Source organism: Brevibacterium sp. SIMBA_078, assembly GCF_046534565.1.
Taxonomy (GTDB): Bacteria; Actinomycetota; Actinomycetes; order Actinomycetales; family Brevibacteriaceae; genus Brevibacterium.
In genome coordinates this window covers 276168-292966 of sequence record NZ_JAWRYQ010000001.1, presented here as the reverse complement: position 1 = coordinate 292966, position 16799 = coordinate 276168, and the positions used below count along the sequence as shown (strand labels likewise).

Annotated in this window: 17 protein-coding genes; 10 read left to right on the top strand and 7 right to left on the bottom strand. The window is 63.9% G+C overall.

Going from position 1 to position 16799, the window contains the following annotated elements:
- Positions 1-571: 571 nt before the first annotated feature.
- The 3 genes from SB749_RS01310 to SB749_RS01300 all read right to left on the bottom strand — a co-directional run bounded on the left by SB749_RS01310 (position 572) and on the right by SB749_RS01300 (position 3290).
- Positions 572-1039 carry a PaaI family thioesterase gene (locus tag SB749_RS01310; protein ID WP_410708632.1) on the bottom strand — a complete coding sequence of 156 codons (468 nt, stop codon included), beginning with the start codon at positions 1037-1039 and terminating at the stop codon, positions 572-574.
- 125 nt (positions 1040-1164) lie between these two features.
- Entirely contained in the window at positions 1165-2361 is a 1197-nt protein-coding gene (locus SB749_RS01305; RefSeq protein WP_410708631.1) for a calcium:proton antiporter, read from the bottom strand.
- Between the two features lie 395 nt (positions 2362-2756).
- The gene (locus SB749_RS01300; protein WP_410708630.1) at positions 2757-3290 is read right to left on the bottom strand and encodes a hypothetical protein; all 534 of its coding nucleotides are present in this window, start codon (positions 3288-3290) and stop codon (positions 2757-2759) included.
- A 79-nt stretch (positions 3291-3369) separates the two neighbouring features.
- Here SB749_RS01300 and SB749_RS01295 point away from each other — a divergent pair, with 79 nt between their 5' ends.
- Complete coding sequence (locus SB749_RS01295) at positions 3370-3996, top strand: TetR/AcrR family transcriptional regulator (protein ID WP_410708629.1); 627 nt, start codon at positions 3370-3372, stop codon at positions 3994-3996.
- A 118-nt stretch (positions 3997-4114) separates the two neighbouring features.
- Here the strand turns inward: SB749_RS01295 and SB749_RS01290 are convergent, their stop codons facing one another.
- From SB749_RS01290 to SB749_RS01280, 3 genes are all read right to left on the bottom strand, one after another.
- Complete coding sequence (locus SB749_RS01290; RefSeq protein ID WP_410708628.1) at positions 4115-4681, bottom strand: NADPH-dependent FMN reductase; 567 nt, start codon at positions 4679-4681, stop codon at positions 4115-4117.
- Positions 4678-5829 carry an LLM class flavin-dependent oxidoreductase gene (locus SB749_RS01285; protein WP_410708627.1) on the bottom strand — a complete coding sequence of 384 codons (1152 nt, stop codon included), beginning with the start codon at positions 5827-5829 and terminating at the stop codon, positions 4678-4680. The genes SB749_RS01290 and SB749_RS01285 overlap by 4 nt, the downstream gene beginning before the upstream one ends.
- Positions 5830-5891: 62 nt before the next feature.
- Complete coding sequence (locus tag SB749_RS01280; protein ID WP_410708626.1) at positions 5892-6338, bottom strand: MarR family winged helix-turn-helix transcriptional regulator; 447 nt, start codon at positions 6336-6338, stop codon at positions 5892-5894.
- A 331-nt stretch (positions 6339-6669) separates the two neighbouring features.
- Between SB749_RS01280 and SB749_RS01275 the strand changes: the two genes are divergently transcribed.
- The 6 genes from SB749_RS01275 to SB749_RS01250 all read left to right on the top strand — a co-directional run bounded on the left by SB749_RS01275 (position 6670) and on the right by SB749_RS01250 (position 12931).
- Complete coding sequence (locus SB749_RS01275) at positions 6670-7203, top strand: MogA/MoaB family molybdenum cofactor biosynthesis protein (protein ID WP_410708625.1); 534 nt, start codon at positions 6670-6672, stop codon at positions 7201-7203.
- A gap of 15 nt (positions 7204-7218) precedes the next feature.
- Positions 7219-8100: a formate dehydrogenase accessory sulfurtransferase FdhD gene (gene fdhD / locus SB749_RS01270; RefSeq protein ID WP_410708624.1), complete on the top strand. Its 882-nt coding sequence runs from the start codon at positions 7219-7221 to the stop codon at positions 8098-8100.
- A gap of 97 nt (positions 8101-8197) precedes the next feature.
- Complete coding sequence (locus SB749_RS01265; protein ID WP_410708623.1) at positions 8198-9493, top strand: MFS transporter; 1296 nt, start codon at positions 8198-8200, stop codon at positions 9491-9493.
- Positions 9494-9627: 134 nt separating this feature from the next.
- Positions 9628-9987, top strand: coding sequence for a hypothetical protein (locus SB749_RS01260; protein WP_181270670.1), 360 nt, complete (start codon positions 9628-9630; stop codon positions 9985-9987).
- Positions 9988-10181: 194 nt separating this feature from the next.
- Positions 10182-10952, top strand: a complete 771-nt coding sequence (locus tag SB749_RS01255) for an aldehyde dehydrogenase family protein (RefSeq protein ID WP_410708622.1) — start codon at positions 10182-10184, stop codon at positions 10950-10952.
- Between the two features lie 137 nt (positions 10953-11089).
- Positions 11090-12931, top strand: a complete 1842-nt coding sequence (locus SB749_RS01250) for an MFS transporter (RefSeq protein WP_410708621.1) — start codon at positions 11090-11092, stop codon at positions 12929-12931.
- Here SB749_RS01250 and SB749_RS01245 read toward each other — a convergent pair.
- Positions 12926-13234 (bottom strand): hypothetical protein, encoded by a 309-nt coding sequence (locus tag SB749_RS01245; protein WP_410708620.1) that lies wholly within the window; start codon positions 13232-13234, stop codon positions 12926-12928. The genes SB749_RS01250 and SB749_RS01245 overlap by 6 nt on opposite strands.
- Positions 13235-13547: 313 nt before the next feature.
- Between SB749_RS01245 and SB749_RS01240 the strand changes: the two genes are divergently transcribed.
- The 3 genes from SB749_RS01240 to SB749_RS01230 all read left to right on the top strand — a co-directional run bounded on the left by SB749_RS01240 (position 13548) and on the right by SB749_RS01230 (position 16784).
- A complete protein-coding gene (locus SB749_RS01240; RefSeq protein ID WP_410708619.1) occupies positions 13548-14666 on the top strand; it encodes a YbdK family carboxylate-amine ligase in 1119 nt (372 codons plus the stop codon).
- A 293-nt stretch (positions 14667-14959) separates the two neighbouring features.
- Positions 14960-15640: a hypothetical protein gene (locus SB749_RS01235; protein WP_410708618.1), complete on the top strand. Its 681-nt coding sequence runs from the start codon at positions 14960-14962 to the stop codon at positions 15638-15640.
- Positions 15633-16784 (top strand): SRPBCC family protein, encoded by a 1152-nt coding sequence (locus SB749_RS01230; protein WP_410708617.1) that lies wholly within the window; start codon positions 15633-15635, stop codon positions 16782-16784. Before SB749_RS01235 ends, SB749_RS01230 begins: the two co-directional genes overlap by 8 nt.
- The last annotated feature ends 15 nt before the right edge of the window (positions 16785-16799 follow it).

Sequence of the window (16799 nt, the reverse complement as noted above, 5' to 3'; positions counted from 1 at the left end):
TCCATTTGGGGGATGTCAAATGGGGTGCCGGAAGCATACGATCCTCGAGGCCATCTAATGAAACACGAAAATAAGGCAACTGAATACATGGTAGAAACGAGAGCAGGGCGATTGAACTTCGCTATTGCGACAGTGATTGGACTTCTGACGTTGGCATCTGGCCTTCTCGGCCCAGCACAGAGCAGCACTGCTGCCGAGAAGCCCTCAGAGGGGCAAGCACCAGCCCAGGAGCGAATTGTCATCGATCGGGACTGCTGAAGGCTTGCCCGTCACGGCTCAAGCGACCGTCCGGCTACTCATGCGATGAATACCCGTCCGCCTCGAAGAGAGGCGCCGTCGCTCTTTCAATCGGTTTGAGATCTGTCTTCCCACGGCCCCGGCGTTGCCGCAGGCTGGCGGTGACGACGGTCGCAGATCCATACGCTTAATCTGTTGTCGTTCACCAAGGCACGTCCACTTCTTCCGGCAGCTCGTACCGACAGGCATCTCGCACCTCGCGGAGGAACTGCGTGGCAGTCTCGACGGTGCCCCAGCCATGTGGGGGGGGGGCTTTGTTTGGTCCAGTGCGCACCTACTTCGCGTCGGTCGGCAGCGGCACGTTCTGCAGGCGCAGCTGACCACGGGCGAGTACCTTCTCTGCCGCGGAATCGGCGATGACGACATCCCGCAGCTGCTGGCTGCGGACCTGGTGGAGCGCCTCGGCGGTGACCGTGACCCGGGCCGCCGAGGTCGGGCGAAGGAAGTCCGTGGCGTTGTGGACTCCGACAGCGAACTCACCGCGCTCTGCCACGGCATGGCTCGCTCCGATGCTGCCGGCGCTTTCGACGATGGAGGTGTAGACGCCGCCGTGGACGACGCCCCACGGAGTGTGGTGGTGCTCGTCGAGGTCGGCGTGACCGCGCACCGAGGTGGTGCTGACCTCTTCGACGATAAGTCCGGTCGCCGCGACAAACCGGCTCGAGCCCTCCAGGGAGACATCGGGCAGTGCCGACTTCTGCAGCGTGGATTCCTGCTGTGCGGACGGGGCCCGGTCGGTCATCGTATCTCCTGAGGTCGGTGATGTGTTGTCCTCGCCAGACTACATTTCCCGAACCGCAGTCGGGTGTCCGCCCTCCGGGCAGCTCAAACCTTGACGCAGATCGCGTCCGCTCGGTCAGTCTGCTCTTACGCGAAGAGCGCGAGACCGAACACGACGAAGATGATGAGATGAGCGGCCCCCTGGACAGCCGTGACCTTCTTGGCGGAAAAACCGATGACAGAGACCAGCAGGGTGATCGCCAGCAGCGCCAGGTTGATCGGTGACTCGGCGAGCACGATCGGCTGATCGGTGAGCATGCCGATGACCAGCACCGTCGGAATCGTCAGTCCCACCGTGGAGACCTGTGCTCCATGGCAGAGGTTGCTCACGCGCTGGATCTCCCCGTTCCACGCCGCACGCAGCGAGGTGAGCGTCTCCGGCAGGAACACGATCATCGCAATGACCACCCCTGACAAAGCAACAGGAGCGCCGAGGCGGCCCAGGCCGTCATCGAGCAACGAGGCCATGTCATGGGAGAGCAGCACGATCGGCAGCACCGTGGCGACGAGGAGGACCAGCCGAACGACGATCTCCACTCGGTGGGTTGAGAGGATCTCGACGATTCCCTGAGGTGCGTCGTCGGCCTGGTCGGCTGCCTCGGTGGAGGCGGACTGCATCGTTTCGGCAGTCGATGAGGCGCTTGCCGTGGCAACACCGACGGGGGCCGCCTCGGTGAACTCGTGGGCCTGCGGTCCCATCTGTCGGTAGAGGAAGAAGGCGTAGGCACCGACGGTGACCACGATGATCGGGACCTCCTGCCAGATCTCGTAGGCGCCATCGGGGGTGCCGATGAGGGCGGGCACGGCGAAAGCGAGGGCGGCGAACACGACGATCATGACGAGGTAGTTCGAGACGCCCGTGCGATTGTGGGTGAGCGCCCCATGCCGCAGCCCGCCGACGAGCAGACACAGGCCGACGACCGCGCCGAGGATGATCATCGACACCGCCATCACCGAATCACGGGCGATCGTCGCGTGATCGCCCGGGCCCAGCAGCACCGCGGCGATGAGGATGACCTCGATGAGGCAGATCGAGATCGTCAGCACGAGCGAACCGTAGGGATCGCCGAGGCGGTTTGCTAAGTGCTCGGCCTCGGTGACGACGCCGAAGGCGCAGATGAGGATGACCGCGATGATGACGATGAGCGCGGTCACGAGAAGCGGCAGGGGGACCGGCGGGGCAAGCAGAGAGCCCATGAACTGCAGGGCGATGAAGACGCCCCAGCCGAGGACGAGTCGCAGGATTGCGGTCGGCGTGATGATTGAACGGAGGGCGGCGGTCATGAAAGGTCTTCCTGTCTCTGAGGCCGTCCTCATTGTGAATCTCACTCAGCCGGGTCGTCCCGGCCGGTTCCTTCCACTTTCAGGTTATCCAGGCTCGCCTGGCCCGGCAAATCGGGTGATCTGGGGCACCGGATCTGCCGGGCGCTGGTGTGGCTCGAGCGCGTCGTCGGCCAAATTGGGGTGCGCGTTGGTGGGCGCGAGCCTTTCGTCGGAGCGCACGTTCTGGTTCTGTATAGGTTCCTCTGAAATGACCACCTTCCTCGCTGTGCAATTCAGAGCAGGGTGTACCGATTTGCTGGATCGAGCAGCCGCTACGGCACTAGTGAAGTTGAGCAGCCCATGTTTGAAACCGTGCTGCTCGTCGTCAACCGCGCCACTATCCCCCACGTTGCCGCTCACCGCTGCCGCGCGCGGTCGACGAGGCTGCTCAGTGCTGATGTGTCGGAGCCGTTCCGCATCGCGTCGCGATTGCTGAAGGGAACGCCCGACTGCAGACCCCGCCCGCCGCAGGTGATTGCTTCGCCGAGCAGGCTCAATCCGATGCTCAGTGTCATGGGGCGAACGGCTTCTTCGGCGCCGATGAGCTGAGCTCCGAAATGCAGGCCCAGCCCCGCGAGCAGGCTGCATGCCCAGATGATCATCGTCTTCACCGTGTATTTCTGGTGGAGAGTCCCGTCTCGTTCGAAGAGGACCGTGGATGCTCCGCGCAGCATTCCGAAGCTGACGCCGACCACCACCGAGGCGGTCAGGAAGGTGACGTTCGCCGGTGTCCAATGGCTGAATCCCCACAGTTCCTTGATGGCCAGTCCCAGCAGGATCAACGGTGGAACTGCGAGATCTTTGGCGTCGACGGGCTCTCCGCGGAAGCGTCGAACGATGACGACGACGATGACGGCTATGACTCCGAGGGCGATGAGGAGGGGTGACATCGGCGATCTCCTTTGATGTATTAGCAGGTGCGTGCTAAAACGATAGCACGTTGTGGCATGGATGTGCTATAAAAGATCTATGCCGAAATTCGTCGACCCTGTTCAGCGCCGAGAGCTCATCGCCGATGCGCTCTTCTCCATTGTCCTCAGGCAGGGGCTCTCCAAGGTCTCGCTGCGGACGATTGCCGATGAAACCGGCTTGGCCATCGGCTCCATCAGGCACTACTTCTCCGGCGCCGACGGGATAGTACGTTTCGCGCTCGATACTCTCGTCGAGCGTGTCGGGGCTCGGCTGGAAACACGATTGGCTGACATGCTTCCCAAACTTGATTCCGGGAGCATCGATCACGATCAGGCCAAAGAGCTGACGGTTGACTTCCTCTCCGAACTGCTGCCGCTCGACGAGACTCGGCGTCGGGAGTCAGTGGTGTGGCTGGCCTTCGAAGAGGAGGCTCGAACGACACCAGAGCTTGCCGACGTCTTCGAAACTGCAGTGCGCGGCACTCGTGATCTCATGGCTCGAGTCGTCGAGAGTATGAGTAACCGCGGTGTCCTACGCGCGGGCCTCGACGCTCAACTCGAAGCGGAGACTCTCGCTGCACTCATCGACGGCCTGACTCTGCGCTCGGCGCTGCACCCGGAAGTTCTCGCTCCTGAGCGTGCACAGGAACTGCTCGCCGCGCATCTCGAGAATCTGCGTGCTTGAGCCTCGGGGTCGGCCGGATCGATTCGGCCCAGTTGAGGGTGAGCAGCCCATGTTTGAACCTGGGCTGCTCATCTCAAACTGGGCTGAATCCGAATTGGGCCGACGGGCACCGAGCGTCTCAGAACCCGTAGGCGGCGTCCCGCTCCTCCCGGATCGTGGCAAATGTGCGGGTGAGTACGACCGTGTCCTCGACGAGGCGGTCGAGGCGCTGGAGGACGTCGTGGCTGACGATCTCGCCGCGGTGCAGGTCGCTCTCGCCGACGAACACATACGGCTGGACGACCTGCGCCTTCATGTAGGTCAGGATCGGCAGCAGGTGCTGGGCAGGAATGAGATAGTGCTTCGACGAACCGGCCGTGGCGATGACGCCGACGACCTTGTCGAGGAAGGCATTGACTGGCAGCAGATCGAAGACGTTCTTCAGCGCCGCCGGGATCGAAGCTTGGAAGATCGGGGTGCCGATGATGATCGCATCGGCATCCATGAGCTCCCGGGCCACTCGACCGGTGTCACCGGTGTACTCGGTGAAGTTCCGGCCGTCGGCGAAGACCATGTCCGCCTCGGCGAGGTCGACGACGTTGAGCTCGATGGTGGGGTCATAGGCGGCGACCGCCTCGGCGAGGTGATTGATCACGGTCCGGGTCTTCGTTCCGACGTTCGACCCGGACAGCAGAATCATCTTCATGCCAGCGCCTCCTCGGCGGTGTGTTTCTTCACGGCGGGCAGGATCTCGGTGCCGATGATCTCGATCTGCTTCATCACGTCGGCATAGGCCATCCCGCCGAAGTCGACCTGTGCGAGGTAGCGCTGATGGCCGAAGACCTCATGCTGGTGGAGGATCTTCTCGATGATCTGCTGCGGGCTGCCGATGTTCGCGATGGATGCCGGGTGGACACTCTGCGCGAAATGCTGCTTGGGCATGCCCTGCCCGTTCGTACGCTTCATCCCCTCGTTGATGTGCGGATACATCGCTCGCAGCGCCTCCTGCGAGGTCTCCGCGGCGTGGAAGAATCCCGCCGTGGCGATCGGCAATGTGGCCGGATCGAATCCGGCATGCGCGGCCGCGCGACGGTAGGCATCGACGGTGCCCTTGAACACCGAGGTGGTCCCGCCGAGGTGGGCCATGACCATGGGAACCCCGGCCAGTCCCGCCTTCACCGCGCTCGCCGGTGCCCCGCCGACGGCGCGCCAGATGCGCAGCACCTGCCCGGTGGGGCGGGGGAGGACCTCGGCGTCGTTGAGCGGAGCCCGGAACTGACCGGACCAGGTCACCTGCTTCTCGCGGTTGATCTTGAGCAGCAGATCGAGCTTCTCCTCGTACAGCTCTTCGTAGTCGCGCAGATCGTAGCCGAGGAGCTCGAACAATCCGACCCGGGAGGCGCGACCGGCGACGAGCTCGGCACGACCGCCGGAGATGAGATCGATCGTCGCGAAGTTCTCGAATACCCGGACCGGGTCCGAGGTCGACAGGATCGTCGAGGAGCTGCCGATGCGGATCGTGTCCGTGGCCTGGGCGATCGCGCCGAGGATGACGGCATGGGCCTGCGAGGCGAAGAACTCCTGATGGCTCTCGCCGAGGCTGAAGAAGTCGAGTCCTGCTGCCTCGGCGGCTTGGGCATAGCCGATGAATTCGTGGATGCGCTGTCCTGCGTCGACGCGTGATCCGTCGTGCGGGTCAGGCAGATGATCGCCGAGGCTGTAGATCCCGAACTGCAGTCCCTGGCCTTTGTCGAGGCCGAATTCGTGCATGTAGTTCGGCTGCTGCGACGGCTGGGATTCAGTCGTTTCGGAGTGCTGCTGAGGGGTGGTGTGCAGCTGCGCGGACTCGCTCAAGGTCTCTCCTCGTGACGGCGACGAAAATGTCATTTGCCATGTCAACTGATACGGCCGCGGGATTATTCCCGCGAGTTCTCGCCGCGCTCCCTGCTGGTGTCGTAGAGCTTCTTCATCAGTGCGTGCAGCTGCACTTTCTCGTCCTCGCTCAAGGAATCGTCGAACAGAGACGCCTGCTGTCTCTGCTGCGAGGGAAACGCGCGTTCGAGGAGTTCGCGGCCCTTGGGCGTCAGCGAGATATGTTTGGTCTTCCAGTCCTGTTCGCGGGAGATCAGGCCCTCGGACTCGAGTCGAGCGAGCATGCGGGAGATCCCGCCGCTGCTGACGGTCAGGCCCTCGGCGAGAGCGGACTGCGTGATCGGTTCGAAATTGCGGATATGGGCAAGGGCTTCGAACTGGGCGACGGTGAGCCCGAATTGGCGCAGGTGCTCATTGGAGAGTTGGTTGCTGTTCTGGACGAAGCGGGCCATGCGCAGCCAGATAAGCGTGCTCAGGCTCAGATCTTCCACGGCTTCTCCTTCTCCTGACTGCGTAGTGGCCGCTGACGTTGTGGGCGACGTGTTTCGCCCTCACATTACCCGGGCTGCACGGGGTGAGATGTGGGCAGTCTTGAAGGTGAATGTCTGTAGTGGTTGAACAAGTGGCACCAGATGGGTGAAACGGACGTCGTCTCGGAAAGCCGCCCGGGGTCGTGCCGTCTCTGGCCATCCCCGACCGGAGTGGGACAATGGAGGCAGTAACCGTGCCTCGTGGGCGAGCGCAGGGATGGTGAGCAAGAGCACGTACCAGCTGTGCTGTCCACGAGCGCGATTGAAACTGAATGCGGAAGAGGGCAGATAGGTGAGCGAAGAGAACAGCGAGCTCCTCGGAGCGGGACGCAAGGCTGCGGTCATCATCGCCTCCACCTCGGCGGCCAGGGGAGAAGCCGCGGACACGACGGGTCCGATCCTCGTCGATTGGCTGCGCGGCCGCGGTTATGAGACCCCCGACGCCATCGTCGTCCGGGACGGCGAACCTGTCGGCGACGCGCTCAAGCAACTCCTCGTCGACACTCCGGAAGCCGACCGTCCTCGCATCATCGTCACCAGCGGCGGCACCGGGCTCGCTCCCGACGATCGCACTCCTGAATTCACTGCCGAACTCCTCGAGCGCCAGTCCCCGGGCCTCATCTATGCGATGTGGCGCAAGGGTCTCGAGTCGACATCCTCGGCGGTGATGAGCCGCGGAGTCGCGGGAGTGCGCGGACGCAGCTTCGTCATCAACTTCCCCGGTTCGAAGGGCGGGGTCAAGGACGGAATCACCGTCATCGATGACCTCCTCGAGCACATTCAGACCTCCGTCGAGGACACCACCGACCACGGCCCCCGGGCCTGAGAGAGGAACGAGACCATGCAGATGCGCAAGGCCGTGCGAGCCCGGGTCTATAAGTTCGACGCCACCGGTGAGATCTCGGCCGGTCCGGATTCCCTGGCAGGCGAGGAGCCGCTGGAGATACAGCTCAACGGTGAGCAGTACACCGTGACCATGCGCACCGCCGGACACGACGTCGAACTCATCGCCGGATACCTGCTCTCCGAGGCTGTCGTGACCTCGATGGACGATATCGACGAGGTCAACTTCTCTGCCGGACTCGCCCCCGATGGCAGCCGGAACTACAACGTCGCCCAAGTGCGCCTGGCCCCCGGGATCTGGAATCCCGAGACGGCACCGGCCCGCAACGTCTACACCTCATCGTCGTGTGGAATCTGCGGAACCGCGGCCGCCGATGCGGTGACGAAGACCTCCGCATTCCCCCTCATTCCAGCCGCTTTTCATGTTGAGGATCAGAGGGAGTACGAGTTTCCGCAGCTGCTCTCTGCCGCCCGGATCGGTGAGCTGCCCGATCGACTGCGGCAGACGCAGGAGATCTTCGACAAGACCGGCGGGGTCCACGCCGCGGCACTCTTCGCCGTCGGAGACGACCCGAACGCAGAACCCGAACTGCTCGTCGGTCGCGAGGACGTCGGCCGGCACAATGCCGTCGACAAGGTCATCGGCTGGGCCATGGCCAACCGTGGCCTGCCGCTGCGATCGACCGTCCTGCAGGTGTCCGCGCGGGCATCGTTCGAACTCGTCCAGAAGTGCGCGATGGCCGGCATCCCGATGATGTCCGCCGTCAGCGCCCCCTCGGCGATGGCCGTCGACTACGGCAAGGACGTCGGCGTGAGCGTCATCGGCTTCAACCGCAAGGGCAAGTTCAACGCGTACTCGTACCCCGAACGCGTGGCGTGACTTCGACGCTGCAGCCGCGCCTGAGACATCTCCACACTTGCCGTCGGCCTCCGGCTAGCATGCTGAGTTGAAGCATGCCCTCGACAGGAGGTGAGTGATGGCCGACCACGGCCGGAAACTGGACCAGAAGCCCCCTGGCATCGGTCTGCTCACCGTTCTCCTCGGTGCCGTCGCCGCCGGGCCCATCCTGCTCTACGGGCTCAGTGCCACGAGCGATTCGATCATCGCCGAGCTCGGCATCTCCGAAGCCCACTTCGGACTGCTGGCCACCACCTGCTTCGGTGCCGCAGCGGTCGGCAGCGCCACCCTGGGCAGGCTCGCCGACAGGCACTCCGACCTCTCGCTCATGGCGTTCATCTTCGTTCTCTCCGCGCTCGCACTGCTTCTGGTGGCCGTGCCGGACGGGTTCGGGACGCTGCTGCTCGCCGCCGGCCTGTCCGGCATCGCCCAGTCCTTCCCCAACGGGGTGACCAACCGGATCCTGCTCGAACGCGTCCCCGACATCAAACGCATCGGCTGGGTCGGCATCAAGCAGTCCGGGGTCCAGGTCAGCCAGCTCGTCGCCAGCCTCTCCTTCCCCGTCCTCGCGCTCGGCATCGGCTGGCGCGGCGCAGCCCTGACCGTCGCGATCATCCCGCTCATCCTGCTTGCGATGACCTGGTATTCCCTGCGCACCACCCCGCTGCTGATCGCTCCGAAAACCTCAAGCGATACCCCCGCCGAGGCGGCCGACCTCAACCCTGACATCGCCGAGACCGACACTCCCGTCGAGGCGGCCCGACCTGACCCAGGACCGTCACCCACCCGGCCGGCCAGGCACCCCGGCATGGTGTGGGCCCTGGCGCTGTTCGGGCTGATCAACGGCATCGGCGTGCAGGCGACGAACGTGTACATGCCCCTCTTCGCCGTGCGCGAGATGAGCTTCAGCCTCGTCCTCGGCGGTGCCACGGCGGCACTGGCCGGCGTCATCGGCGTCATCGCCCGCGTCACCTGGGCCAGACGCATGGCCAAAGGCGCCTCGGGGCCGCACCTGCTGCTGGTCCTCGCCCTCATCGCCCTGGCTGGAGCGGTGCTGTTCCTCATCGCCGACACGGCCGGGTGGGGACTGCTCGTCTGGGTCGCCGTGGCCTTCCACGGGATCTCGGCTCTCGGCGTCTCGGTGGTGCTCATGGCCGCACTCATGCGGGCTATTCCCGCTGCTTCGATGGCCTCGGCCAGCGGGGTGGTGACGGCCGGAATGTTCTTCGGCTTCGCGCTCGGGCCGCTGCTCATCGGTGTCATCGTCGGCTCGCCCGGCGGGTTCGAACTCGGCTGGAGCGCCGTAGGTGCCACCTATCTGCTCTGCGTGATCCTCGCGCTCATCCTCATCCGCTCAAGCTCCCGCCGCAGCTGAGACGCAGTCGACCACAGTCGACCCACCGTTCAGCCAGAGCGAGGGGTCTCGTCCCGAGCGCCTTCCCGGCGCCGAGGCGGCCCGTATGAGATCGGGGCCGAAGATCGGGGCGACGTGTGCCTATAATAGAACACATGTCTGAATATGATCCTCCGGCGTGGATGATCCGCTACCGGAACTTCAAAACGCTGTGCTCCTACGTCTGCGGTGAGTTCATCCGCTTCTATCTCACCACCGGCTGCGATCAGATCAGGTATACGCATTCGCAGATCACCGAGGGACTGCCGAACTATTCATGCCGACTGGACTCCGATGACGGTTCAGTTCTGCTGCTGCCACTCGATGACTGGGTCGATCGTCTGGACGAGGTCATGCCGCTAGTGCGGACGTGGCTGGGCGAGCATTCGGATCTCAAAGGGTGCAAGCCGGAGAAGTCGCACTACCAGGGCGACCGTTATTGGTTCACCCGCTGGCAGGAGGCCAACCCGTGGTGACGGGCGACTCTGTGATGACGGTGGCCCGCAGCCTGGCGCCTTGGACATCCGGCGGGTGGGTCGCAGTAGAATCCGGAACATGCGCAAACGTGTGATCGTTATCGTCATCGCGGCCTTGGCGGTACTGGGGCTGATCGCCACCATGCTGGGCGGCGTGCCTGCCTGAGTCGCATTTCGGCCTGACATCACCCGCCGTGCCGAAGACAGCTCTGCACGTCGGACAGGTCATGAACGATGCGCTGCTGCCGTCCGACTGCTATCGCAACGTCCTCTCCGACAATGATCAGATCCAGATGATCACCGCGGACGAGAGAGTTCGCCGCGCCTCGCTGACCGGTTCCGAAGGCGTTGGAGCGGCAGTGGCCGCCGGACACAGTCTGAAGGAGTCCGTCCTCGAACTCGGCGGAAGCGACCCGTTCATCGTCCTCGACTCCGCGGATCCGGACGCGACCGTCACCGCCGCCGTGGAGGGGCGGATGGCGAACTCCGGCCAGAGCTGCATCGCCTCCAGGCGCCTCATCGTGGTCGAAGATCTCTACGACGAGTTCGTGGATCTGATGACGGCGAAGATGTCGCAGTTCGTCGCAGGAGACCCTGTAGACTCCGTCACCACGATGGCACCTCTGTCCTCCGAACAGGCCGCCCGTGACCTCATGGAGCAGGTCGAGGACGCTGTCGCCCACGGCGCGAAGGTCCACACCGGAGAGCACCGAGCCGACCGGCCGGGTGCCGTCGTCGACCCCACGGTGCTGACCGGGGTGACCGAACAGATGCGTGCCTGCTCGGAGGAGCTGTTCGGGCCTGTCGTGGTCGTCTACTCGGTCGCGAACGAGGATGAAGCCGTTGCACTCGCCAATGACTCGTCCTTCGGCCGTGATCAGGACCTCGTGAACCGGGCCTCCGGGGAGAACCTCACAAGGCCGCGCGACACTGAACTGTATTCGCGCCTGTCTGCGAGCCTTTGACGAAGCGCCACCGTGCGCTGTGGGAACAGGTTACTATCCTTCAGGCCTTCGCGCCATACCTTGTCGGCCCGGCGGAGTGTGCTTAGACTTCCTGGCATTCGGAAGACTCTGTCAGGCTGATGTTCAGGAGGCGTGTGATGAGTGAGAAGGTTGAACTCGGGACGATCAAGACCGATGTGCCGGCACGGTTGGATCGGCTGCCGTGGGCCCGCTTCCACTGGATGGTCGTCGTCGGCCTCGGCAGCGTGTGGATCCTCGACGGACTCGAGGTCACGATGGTCGGCAACGTCGCGGCCCGGATGACCGAAGAGGGCAGCGGCATCGACATGACTGCGGGGCAGATCGGCACGGCCGGAGCAATCTACGTCCTCGGTGCTTGTGTCGGTGCGATCGTCTTCGGTCAGCTCACGGACCGATTCGGCCGACGCAAGCTCTTCCTCATCACTCTCGTGCTCTATCTCGTCGCCACCGTCGCCACGGCGTTCTCGTTCTCCGCCTGGTACTTCTTCCTCGTCCGCTTTCTCACCGGTGCCGGCATCGGCGGGGAATACGCGGCCGTCAACTCGGCCATCGACGAACTCATCCCCGCCCGCGTGCGGGGCCGCATCGATCTCATCATCAACGGCTCCTACTGGCTCGGTGCCGCCGGTGGTGCGGCAACGACGCTGCTCTTCCTCAACACCGATATCCTGCCGAAGATGATCGGCTGGCGCCTGGCCTTCGCCGTCGGCATGCTGCTGGCGATCTTCGTCTTCGTCGTGCGCAAGAACGTTCCAGAGAGTCCGAGGTGGCTGTTCATCCACGGTCGGAACGACGAGGCCGAACGCATCGTCGGCGAGATCGAAGACGGCATCGAGGCGGAGACCTCACAGACTCTGCCGCCGCCGAAGAAGACCATCACCGTCCGGCAGCGGAAGACGATCTCGTTCGTCGAGATCATGAAGGTCGCTTTCACGATCTATCCCAAACGCGCGATCCTCTGCCTCGTCCTCTTCGTCGGTCAGGCGTTCCTCTACAACGGCATCACCTTCAACCTCGGCACGATCTTCAGCGGTTTCTACGGAGTCGCCGCAGCCTCGGTGCCGATCTTCATCATTCTGTGGTCGCTGAGCAACTTCGCCGGCCCCGTCGTCCTCGGCAGACTCTTCGACACGATCGGTCGGAAGCCGATGATCTCGTTCAGCTACCTCGGATCGGCGGTCGTCGCAGTCGCCCTCGCCTTCGTCTTCAATGGTGAAGTCGGCGGCGAATGGCTCTTCCTCCTGATTCTCGTCGTGTGCTTCTTCCTCGCGTCGTCCGGTGCCAGCGCAGCCTATCTCACGGTCAGCGAGATCTTTCCGATGGAGACTCGAGCACTGGCCATCGCGTTCTTCTACGCCGTCGGTACGGCCGCCGGAGGCATCGCCGGTCCGCTGCTCTTCGGCGGCATGATCGAGTCCGGTGACCGGTCCCAAGTGGCCTGGGCGTTCTGCATCGGGGCCGCGGTCATGGCGCTCGGCGGGGTGGCCGAGCTGCTCTTCGGCGTCAAGGCGGAAGGTGCCGACCTCGAAGACATCGCCCGCCCCTTGACGGCCGAGGACGCTGAGGGTGCCGAAAGCGCTGCGGAGAGCGGTTCTGAGCGGACCGAGCGCAGTGACCGGGCGGGCTCCGCCGCCGCAGCCGAATCGTCGGCGGGCCCCGAGGCGGGAAGCCGAAGGGAGCGTCTGCGTCCGGGCCCGGGATCGGCCGGCGTCTATGCGCCGTGGCCTTCGGTGTCCTCTCGCGACGTTCCGCCCGAGGTCTCGGCCAACGAGGTCAACGGCATCATCGATTTCGTCCGCGACATGGAACCTGTCGGTGAGGTCGAACTCTACCGAGCGATCGGGGCTCGACGATGGGGCCCAGGACGCTTCCGTGCGGCGGTGCGTGAAGCAGTTCGGCAGGGAGCCGTCCATCGCAACCGCCGCGGCAGGCTGGAATACCGAGGCGACCGATCATAGACCGGGTTCGTCGGTCAGCGGGGCTCGCGGAGGCGGGGGAAGCATATCGATGAGTTCATTGACGGCCTCGGCCAGAATGTCGTGCTGATAGGGCTCCAGGAAGTAAGCCTCGTGGAGGTAGGCATCGAGCTCGTATTCGGTGAGTTCACCGCCAAGGCTGACATAGTGCAGCCACGCTCCGGCAACCGATATGTTCCAGAAATCAACGGCCTCCGTGAGCTGCCTCCGCCTGATGATCGCGCGCTCGTCTGAGAACGAGTAACCGGAGTGGGTGTCGATGCGCTTCGGGTTCTGATCGTCCATACGTCTGCTGATTCGCCTCGTGACTTTCGCGGCAGGAGGTTCGTCCTGCCCAGTGTGCCAGCGATCCGGGCCCAGCGCTCCCTGCTCACGCTGATCGCTGGTCTCGAATCTTCCCGAAGTGTATGTTCTGCTTCTCGAGCAGGGCTAGGGGCTGTCGGCGATCGGTCTGCCGCTTCTAAATCGCCGCGAGCGCACAACGCCTGCACCTGCCGAAGGAGCCTCTACGCAGGTATTTCAGTGAGGCCCCACATCTGCTGTCGCATCCGCGGCCGGTCCAATAGCGTGAGCGGGTCAGAAACGGAATGAGGTGACGATGAGCGAATTCGGCATCGAGGAGGAATTCCTCCTCGTCGATCGACATTCACTTCTGCCTGCTCGATCGAAGAGCAGCTTGCAGGAGGTAGAGGACGCGGTGAGCCCGAGCAGCGGAGAAGCCTGTGCCGAATGGCTGCCCGGGCAGATCGAATTCGCCACTCCCGTCCTGACCACCGCTGACGAGGCGGTCGAATCGCTGCACGCTTTTCGCCGCAGCCTCTCGACAGCGTCTCGGGCGCGCGATCTGTTCGCTGTCGGCCTCGGCACAGCGCCTCAGATCTCGGGCGCTCCCGCAGGCGTCAGTGATGGCAGTCGCTACCGTGAGTTCGCGGACCTGGCGCCCGGGATCGCAGCCGATCAGTACGTCAACGGCATGCATGTCCATGTCGACATCCCCGACCGGGAAGCAGGACTGAGGGCACTCAACGGCCTGCGCAGATGGATTCCCGTGCTCACCGCGTTGAGCGCGAATTCTCCTCTTTGGCGCGGAGCCGACAGCGGCTTCGCCAGCTGGCGTTCCATCCACTACCGGCGGTGGGTCGTCTTCGGCATTCCGCCTCACTTCCACGACCTCGACGACTACGATGCGCAGATCGCTGCTGCGCTGCGATCGGACGTGGTGTTCGACGAGGCGACTCTGGGCTGGCTGGTCCGGCTCTCACCCACGCACAGGACCGTCGAAGTCCGGACCTGTGACGTGCAGCTGGACACCGCGGCCACTGTGACCATCGCACTGCTCATCCGTGCGCTCGCGGATGTCGCGATGGACGACCCGGAAACGGACGGGTTCCCTGCGAATCTGCTGAACATCGCTCATTGGCAGGCTGCACGTTTCGGACTGACGGGAATGCTCATGGACCCCGACACACATACGAGTGTCCCGGCTGCAGAGGTGGTCCGAAAGGCGTTCCAACGCGCACGACCGGCCCTCACACGAACCCAGGACATTCCCCATGTTCACCAAGGACTCCGCCGTCTGCTCAACCAGGGCACCGGTTCCGAGGAGCAGCGCCGGATCGCAGCGAGAAAGGGGGTAGGAGGCCTGTTGGAATACGCCGCACACAGATTGACAGACAGTTCTCAGGATGAATTCGAGCAATCGCCAATGGCCCCCTGAGGCGGTTCTGACCCCCCTTGACGGATCAGGGGTGGTTGAACAGATGATAGTGAAAAGGGCAGAGTGCTCTTGGCTTCCGGGACACAGGAAGCCCGCAGATGCGGTCAGGAATCTGCGACAGCCTCGGACGCCGGGCGGAGACGATTCCCGCCGTCGTTGTCATGAGGCGGTGACCCTCGAATCATTGATCAGCTCAGTGGAGCTGTACCCCGTGGAACGGCAATCCCGGCCAGGGGACAGTCTTCGAATTCCCATCTCGGTCCGTGCCCACCAGCGCGGAGACGGAGGCAATCATGAACAACAAGATGAAAATCACCGGCCTGATACTGGCGGGCTACATGCTCGGCAGAACCAAGAAGTTCGGCCTGGCGCTCACGGTCGCCTCGGCTGTCGCCGGGACGACCGCCGCGAAGAATCGCGACCAGCTTCTGGGCGGACTCAAGGATTTCGCTGATTCTTCCCCCGAGCTCAAGAATCTCCAGGAGAAGATCACCGGTCGTCTGGCGGAGTCCGGCAAGAGCGCGGCGAAAGCCGTGGCAGCGAAGGGAGTCGATCAGCTCAGCGTCAAGCTCCAGGAGCAGACCGAGAAGATGAAGTCGACTCTCGATGACACCGCCGACTCGATCGATCCCAATGTCGATGAAAGCGAGGGCGCGGACGACGAAGAGAACACGTCCGAGTCGGAGGACGAGAACGCTCCCGAGTCGTCGGAGGGTTCCGAGACCGGCGAGGCGGAGACGGCCGACGAGCCGCAGGAGATCGACGAAGAGCCGCAGGCTGAGGAGGAAGCTCCGAAGAAGCCGGCAGCCAAGCGCTCCTCGACCGCGAACCGCTCCGCGAAGGGCACGCGTTCGTCGAAGTCTTCGACCAGTTCGCGCGGCTCGCGCACGAAGTCGGGCTCCAAGCGCTCGACGACTGCGAAGAAGACATCATCCCGCGCCGCTGCCAAGCCCGAGGAGGCCGAAGATGAGTGATGATTCGATCTTCAGCGGCCTCAGGCAGCAGGCCGGAGACTTCGCCAAGACCCTCGGACGCAAGGCGGTCAACTCCGTCGGGGACAAAGTCGAGAAGTTCGCAGACCGCCTCGACGGTGTGGGCGATGGTGCAGCGCCTGCGGCCCAGGCTGGTGCGGAGGAGATCGCCGAGGGCGAGTCACCGGCGAAAGCGGCACTGTCTGCGGCGACGACCGGCGTCAAGGAGAAAGTCAAGGGTCTGTTCGGAGGCGGCTCGAGCGGTTCGAGCGGCTCCGGTGATTTCAAGTTCTCTAACATCGTGGAGACCGCAGAGGTCGGTGTCCCGCTGAACGTGGCCTACAACGCGTTCACGATGTTCGAGGACTGGCCCGATTTCATGAAGAAGGTCGAGAACGTCGAACGCACCGATGATGTCACACTCAGCATCAAGGGACAGGCGGTCTGGTCGCATCGAACCTGGGAAGCCACGATCACCGAGCAGGTTCCCGACTCCCATATCGTGTGGGAATCGACCGGTGAGAAGGGCTACATCAGCGGCAGCATCTCCTTCCACGAAGTCGCACCCAGGCTGACCCGGATCATTGCGGTGGGCGAGTACCACAAGCAGGGCTTCATGGAAGGCGTCGGTGCCCTGTGGTTCACCGTTCCCCGCCGTTTCCGCCTCGAACTGAAGTTCTTCGTCCACCACGTGATGCGTCAGATCATGCTCGATCCCGACAGCGTCGAGGGCTGGCGCGGAGAGATCCGCGACGGTGAGCTCGTCACCTCCCACGAGGACGGCCTCGAGGAGGAGCAGGAGCAAGCTGAAGGCAGCGAGGATGAGTCCGCCGAGGATCAGAACGCGGATGTCGACTCCGGTGCGGACGAGACAGATCCCGACGATTCGGAGGAGGAGGAGTCCGATCTCGAGCCCGCGGAGGGCGAAGCCGAAGAGGAGTATGAGGAGGAACCGGCAGAGGACTACGAGGAGGAGGAACCGGCCGAGGCAGACGACGCGGAGCCCGCAGAGGACTACGAGGAGGAGGAACCGGCCGAGGCAGAAGACGCGGAGCCCGCAGAGGACTTCGAGGAGGAGCCGGAAGCCGCTGACGAGCCCGTGGAATACGAGGAATCCGAAGAACCAGAAGACGAGGAACGCCGCTGAGCGTCCTCCGATTGG

Coding starts and splice junctions, on each gene's coding strand:
- SB749_RS01310 (WP_410708632.1), bottom strand. CDS start 1,039: ATGACCGACCGGGCCCCGTCCGCACAGCAGGAATCCACGCTGCAGAAG.
- SB749_RS01305 (WP_410708631.1), bottom strand. CDS start 2,361: ATGACCGCCGCCCTCCGTTCAATCATCACGCCGACCGCAATCCTGCGA.
- SB749_RS01300 (WP_410708630.1), bottom strand. CDS start 3,290: ATGTCACCCCTCCTCATCGCCCTCGGAGTCATAGCCGTCATCGTCGTC.
- SB749_RS01295 (WP_410708629.1), top strand. CDS start 3,370: ATGCCGAAATTCGTCGACCCTGTTCAGCGCCGAGAGCTCATCGCCGAT.
- SB749_RS01290 (WP_410708628.1), bottom strand. CDS start 4,681: ATGAAGATGATTCTGCTGTCCGGGTCGAACGTCGGAACGAAGACCCGG.
- fdhD (WP_410708624.1), top strand. CDS start 7,219: ATGCAGATGCGCAAGGCCGTGCGAGCCCGGGTCTATAAGTTCGACGCC.
- SB749_RS01265 (WP_410708623.1), top strand. CDS start 8,198: ATGGCCGACCACGGCCGGAAACTGGACCAGAAGCCCCCTGGCATCGGT.
- SB749_RS01260 (WP_181270670.1), top strand. CDS start 9,628: ATGTCTGAATATGATCCTCCGGCGTGGATGATCCGCTACCGGAACTTC.
- SB749_RS01250 (WP_410708621.1), top strand. CDS start 11,090: ATGAGTGAGAAGGTTGAACTCGGGACGATCAAGACCGATGTGCCGGCA.
- SB749_RS01245 (WP_410708620.1), bottom strand. CDS start 13,234: ATGGACGATCAGAACCCGAAGCGCATCGACACCCACTCCGGTTACTCG.
- SB749_RS01240 (WP_410708619.1), top strand. CDS start 13,548: ATGAGCGAATTCGGCATCGAGGAGGAATTCCTCCTCGTCGATCGACAT.
- SB749_RS01235 (WP_410708618.1), top strand. CDS start 14,960: ATGAACAACAAGATGAAAATCACCGGCCTGATACTGGCGGGCTACATG.
- SB749_RS01230 (WP_410708617.1), top strand. CDS start 15,633: ATGAGTGATGATTCGATCTTCAGCGGCCTCAGGCAGCAGGCCGGAGAC.